This window comes from Neoroseomonas rubea (assembly GCF_016106015.1).
In the GTDB taxonomy this organism is placed as follows: Bacteria; Pseudomonadota; Alphaproteobacteria; order Acetobacterales; family Acetobacteraceae; genus Neoroseomonas; species Neoroseomonas rubea.
Genome location: NZ_JACADQ010000322.1, coordinates 1 through 4,861 on the forward strand (window position 1 = coordinate 1; position 4,861 = coordinate 4,861).

General features: G+C 73.8%; 5 protein-coding genes. 4 read left to right on the plus strand and 1 reads right to left on the minus strand.

The window, feature by feature from the left end; translation table 11 throughout:
- Window positions 1-90: 90 nt before the first annotated feature.
- A complete protein-coding gene (locus tag HW577_RS20780) occupies window positions 91-1,359 on the minus strand; it encodes an amidase (RefSeq protein WP_198378032.1) in 1,269 nt (422 codons plus the stop codon).
- A gap of 140 nt (window positions 1,360-1,499) precedes the next feature.
- Here HW577_RS20780 and HW577_RS20785 point away from each other — a divergent pair, with 140 nt between their 5' ends.
- From HW577_RS20785 to HW577_RS20800, 4 genes are read left to right on the plus strand one after another with little or no spacing between them, the layout of a single operon-like run.
- Window positions 1,500-1,997 carry a hypothetical protein gene (locus HW577_RS20785; RefSeq protein ID WP_232475105.1) on the plus strand — a complete coding sequence of 166 codons (498 nt, stop codon included), beginning with the start codon at window positions 1,500-1,502 and terminating at the stop codon, window positions 1,995-1,997.
- Window positions 1,994-2,362 (plus strand): hypothetical protein, encoded by a 369-nt coding sequence (locus HW577_RS20790; RefSeq protein ID WP_198378033.1) that lies wholly within the window; start codon window positions 1,994-1,996, stop codon window positions 2,360-2,362. Before HW577_RS20785 ends, HW577_RS20790 begins: the two co-directional genes overlap by 4 nt.
- 19 nt (window positions 2,363-2,381) lie before the next feature.
- Window positions 2,382-3,635 (plus strand): MFS transporter, encoded by a 1,254-nt coding sequence (locus HW577_RS20795; protein WP_198378034.1) that lies wholly within the window; start codon window positions 2,382-2,384, stop codon window positions 3,633-3,635.
- 19 nt (window positions 3,636-3,654) lie between these two features.
- Window positions 3,655-4,632 (plus strand): Gfo/Idh/MocA family protein, encoded by a 978-nt coding sequence (locus HW577_RS20800; RefSeq protein ID WP_198378035.1) that lies wholly within the window; start codon window positions 3,655-3,657, stop codon window positions 4,630-4,632.
- Window positions 4,633-4,861: the final 229 nt, after the last annotated feature.

Below are 4,861 nucleotides of genomic sequence, written 5' to 3' on the forward strand. Positions count from 1 at the left end.
CGGGCGCCGCCGTCGCGCGGCGGGCACACATCGGCGAGCCTGACCGGCGGTGCGCCGGCCAGCGTCGCGAAGTCAATCGCCGGCGCCCCTTCAGCCAAGCGCTGCCCGCACCCACTCCGCCCAGGCGAGCGCCGCCGCATCCTCGCCGATCCGCCCGGCCACCTGCACGCCGAGCGGCAGGCCGCGCGGCCCTGTCCCGGCGGGCACCGTCACGCAGGGCACGTGCAGCAGCGTCCAGAGCGTGTTGAAGGCGGGGTCGCCGGTCCATCCCAGGCCTTCCGGCGCCTCCCCCGGCGCCGAAGGCGTCAGCACGGCGTCGAAGCCGGCGACGGCATCGGCATAGGCGGCGCGGGCGGCGGCGAAGGCGGCGCGGCCTTCGATCAGTTTCGCGACCGGCTGGGCCCGTGCCCAGCCCATCCGCTCGGCCAGCACGGGGGAGAGCTGCGCCCCGGCACGGTCGATCTCCCAGCCGATCGCCTCGGCCGATTCCATGTTCATCACATGCGGGTGGGCATCGACCGCGGCGCCGCAGGCGGCCGGCAGGTCGAGCGGCACGAGTTCGGCCCCCGCGCGGCGGCAGGCCTCGGCCGCGCGCTCCATCAGGGCGAGGGTCTCGGGCGCGGCCTGGCCGGCGGTCGGGCCCATGACGAGGGCGAGGCGCGGCGCGCGGGGCGCCTTGGCCGAGGGGTCGCCATGGTCGATGCCTGTCATGGCGGACATCGCCAGCGCGCAATCGGCGACGCTGCGGGCCATCACGCCAATGGTGTCGAGGCTCTCGCTCATCACCTTCATGCCCGCCCGGTGCAGCGTGCCGTAGGAGGGCTTGAAGCCAACCACGCCGCAATAGGCCGCCGGGCGGACGATGCTGCCCGCGGTCTGCGTGCCGAAGGCGAGCGGGAAGAAGCCGGCCGCGACGCCGGCCGCCGAACCCGAGGAGGACCCCCCCGGCGTATGCTTCAGATTCCGAGGGTTGGCGGTCGGCCCCGGATGGCGCGTGGCGAATTCCGTCGTCACCGTCTTGCCGATGATGACGGCGCCCGCGCGGCGCGCCGCGGCGACGCAGGCGGCATCCGAACGCGGCCGGTGTCCGGCCCAGATCGGCGATCCGTATTGCGAGGGCTGGTCAGCCGTGTCGATCACGTCCTTGACCGCGAAGGGAATCCCGCCGAGCGGACCGTTCGTCGCCGCGGCCGCGGCACGGCGGGCGAGCGCGGGGTCGAGCCAGGCGAAGGCCCGTACCTCGGGCTCCCGCGCCGCGATGCGGTCGAGGCATGCCTCCATCAGGGCGGCGGGGGACAGGCGGCCGGCGGCGATTGCGGCGCGGGCCTCGGTGGCGGTCAGGTCGGGGATCTCGGTCATTCCTGCATGACGCGGCGCTCGTCGCCCGCGGTCAAGCGGGGGAAGGATCGTTTCTTGAACGACTCCTATCGTTATCGGATGGAAAGCGCCATGCCCTGCCTGCCCTGGCGCGCCGCGTCGCCCGGTGCCATTTCTCGGCCATGCCCGAAGCCTCCATCCGGGTCGCACGCGCCCCGGATGGAGCGCTGACCTATGCCGTTCCGCTGCCGCCCGAAGCCCTGCCAGCCGTCGCGCCGCGCCACCTGCTCGATGCGTGGGACAGCGCGCGCGCCGCGGCCGCCGCCGAGCGCTGGGGGGAACCGCGCCGCCTGCTGTTCCGCCGTGGCGACGGAGAGGTGCAGGAGATGCTGCTCGCCGATGCCGACGCCGCCTGCTGGGCGGCGGCGGTCGATGCCGGGCCGGGGCTTGCCACGCTCGGCGGGCTTGCCACCTGCCTCCGCCTGCTCGCGCTGGTCGAGGTGCTGGCCCGCGCGCGCTGGATGGCCGGCTTCTTCACGATGACGCGTGAGGGGATAAACCTGCATCCCGCGCTGGTCCGCGCCGCGGCGACCCTGCCGCTGGACGCCGCCGCACGGTTCGACGAAACGGGGCTCAGGCGCCTATTGTCGCGTCCGATTCCTTCCGGAGTGTCCGCATGATCCGCCTGGCGCCCCTGCTGCTTCTCCTCGCCGCCTGCGCCGAGACCGCCCCCGCCCCGGCGCCTCCGCCATCCCCCCGCGCGGCCGCGGCGCAGGGCAACGACGCCGCGCTGCGCAGCGCCTGCGAGGCCGAGGCCGAGCGCGCCGTGAACTTCCGCGAGCGCGGGCAGGATTCGCGGCTCGACCGCGACATCGGCTCCACGGACGCGACCAACACCATCCCCTCCCTGCGCGTGCAGTCGGACGCCTATGGCCGCCGCGTGCTGCGGGAGGAACTGATCCGCGACTGCATCCGCGCCAACACCGCCGGGCCACAGCCGCAGGACCGCGCGCGACCGGCGCCGACGCGCGGACGGGGGAACTGAGGGCGCGGCCCGCCGCGCCATGGCCTCCCTCGGCACCCTCCGACGCGCGCTGTCGCATCGCAACGCGCGCATCTTCTTCGGAGCGTCGCTGACCGCCTGGACCGGCCTCTGGATGCACCGCATCGCGGTGTCCTGGCTCGCCTGGGAACTGACGGAAAGCGCCTTCTGGGTCGGGGTCGTTGCATTCTGCGACCTCGCCCCCGCCGTCATCTTCAGCCCGCTGGCAGGCGCGGTCGCGGACCGCGCCGACCGGCTGCGAATGACAATGCTGAGCCAGGCGGCGATCGGGCTGAACGCCGCGGTGATCGCGCTGCTGGTCGCGACCGGGTCGATGACGATCGGAGTGCTGCTGGTGCTGGAAGTGGCCGGCGGCATCGCCGCGTCCTTCGCCCAGCCTGCGCGGCAATCCCTGATGCCGGGGCTGGTGCCGCGTACCGACCTGCCGGCCGCCGTCGCGCTCAATTCGCTCACCTTCAACGTCGCGCGCTTCATAGGCCCCGCGCTCGCCGCGCCGCTGATCGCCGTTGCCGGGGTCTGGCCTGCGGTCGCGGTCAATGCGCTTGCCTATGCCGTCGCGACGGCGACGACGCCGATGCTCCGCGTCGAGGAATCCCAGCGCCGCGGCCATGCCGCGACGGCGAGCCTGTTCGGCGAGATGGTGGATGGCGTCCGCTATGCCGCGCGCCATCCGGGCCTCGGGCCGATCCTCGCCTTCTCGGCGGTCGGCGCGGTGCTGCTGCGCGGGGTGCAGGAGATCCTGCCCCCCTTCGTCGAGCGCATCTTCGGCCTTGGACCGGGTGCGCTGGCTGGTCTGACGGCGGCCTTCGGCGTCGGCGCGCTCTGCGCGGGGCTGATGGTCGCGGCGCGGGGGCAACTCGCCGGTACGACGCGGCTGGCGGTGCTTGGCGTCGGGGCACTCGGCCTCGCGACGGCGGGTTTCGCGGCGACGGGGTCCTTCGCCATCGGCCTGGTCTGCGCTGTGTTGATGGGCGCCGCCGGCTCCGTCCACGGCATCAGCGTGCAGACGCTGGCGCAGAGCGCGTCCGACCCGTCCATGCGCGGGCGGGTGCTGAGCCTGTGGGGCCTGATCACCCGCGCCTGCCCCGCCCTTGGCGCGCTGCTGCTGGGCGGCGCGGGGGAGGTCTTCGGCCTGCGGTGGCCGACGCTGGTCGCCGTCGCGCTCTCGCTTCTGGTGGTGGCGTGGGGCATGGCCATTCTCTCGCGGATGCAGGCGGCGCTCGAAGGGCCGCAGGCCGACGCCGCGAACCGCTGATCTTCAAGGAGGAGTTTGCATGCTCGACGCCGCCATCATTGGCATGGGCCGCTGGGGCCAGACGCTGGTCGACAGCGTGCAGGGCAGCAACGACGCGGGCATCCGCTTCGTCGCCGGCTGCACCGGGCGGCCGGAGCGCGCCGCCGAATGGGCTGCGCGCCAGGGCGTTCGCATCCTCCCCGATTTCGACGCGGTGCTGGCCGACCCGGCGGTGAAGGCCGTCGCCATCGCCTCCCCGCACGGGATGCACGCGGCGCAGGTCGTCGCCGCAGCGCGCGCCGGCAAGCATGTGTTCGTGGAAAAGCCCTTCACGCTGACGAAAGCCTCGGCGGAGCAGGCGGTCGCCGCCTGCTCCGCCGCTGGGGTGGTCATGGCGCTCGGCCACAATCGCCGCTTCCTGCCCGCGGTCGCCGAGATGAAGGCGATGCTGGCGGATGGGCGGCTCGGAACGTTGCTGCATGTCGAAGGGCAGTTCAGCGGGCCCGGCGCGCTCGCCTATAAGCCGGGCATGTGGCGCGCCGACCGCGACGAGAGCCCGCTTGGCGGCATGGGCGGCATGGGCATCCACATGGTGGACATGTTCATCAACCTGGCCGGCCGCATCGCCGAGGTGACCGTCCAGTCCCATGCCAAGGTGATCGACAACGGCCTCGACGACACCACCGCTGCGCTGATGCGCTTCGAGACCGGCGCGACCGCGACCTTCGCGACGCTGGCCTATGCGCCGCGCTATTGGCGCGTGGCGCTGTTCGGCACTGATGGGGTGGCCGAGTTGCAGGGGCATGAGCGGCTGACCTTCACCCCGCGCGAGGGCGAGGGCTGGGTGCGGGATTTCCCCAAGACCGACATCGAACGCGCTGAACTTGCGGCATTCGCGGCTGCCGTCGCGGGCGGCCCCGCCTATCCGCTGCCGGCCGAGCAGGCGATCCACGGCGTCGCGGTATACGAAGCGATGATCGGCGCCGCGGCCTCGGGCAGCACCTACCGCGTGGCGTGACACGGCGCACGGCGGCGGCCCGCCCGGCCGTTCCGCCGGCCTTGGCGACACGCTATGCTGGCGGCCTTCGCATGTCGGAGGCCGCCATGCTGCCGCGCCGCCTTGCCCTGATGGCCCTGCCCGCACTCGCCGCCGCGCCCCGCGCCGATGCCGCGGCCCTGGCCGAGTTGCCGCGTGCGCCGCGCCATTGCGGCGATCCCGGCGGCCGCTTCGTCGCCTGCGAGGCCTT

Excerpts from the sequence above, each read along its gene's own strand:
- HW577_RS20780 (WP_198378032.1), bottom strand. The coding sequence starts at position 1,359 with ATGACCGAGATCCCCGACCTGACCGCCACCGAGGCCCGCGCCGCAATC.
- HW577_RS20800 (WP_198378035.1), top strand. The coding sequence starts at position 3,655 with ATGCTCGACGCCGCCATCATTGGCATGGGCCGCTGGGGCCAGACGCTG.
- HW577_RS20785 (WP_232475105.1), top strand. The coding sequence starts at position 1,500 with ATGCCCGAAGCCTCCATCCGGGTCGCACGCGCCCCGGATGGAGCGCTG.
- HW577_RS20795 (WP_198378034.1), top strand. The coding sequence starts at position 2,382 with ATGGCCTCCCTCGGCACCCTCCGACGCGCGCTGTCGCATCGCAACGCG.
- HW577_RS20790 (WP_198378033.1), top strand. The coding sequence starts at position 1,994 with ATGATCCGCCTGGCGCCCCTGCTGCTTCTCCTCGCCGCCTGCGCCGAG.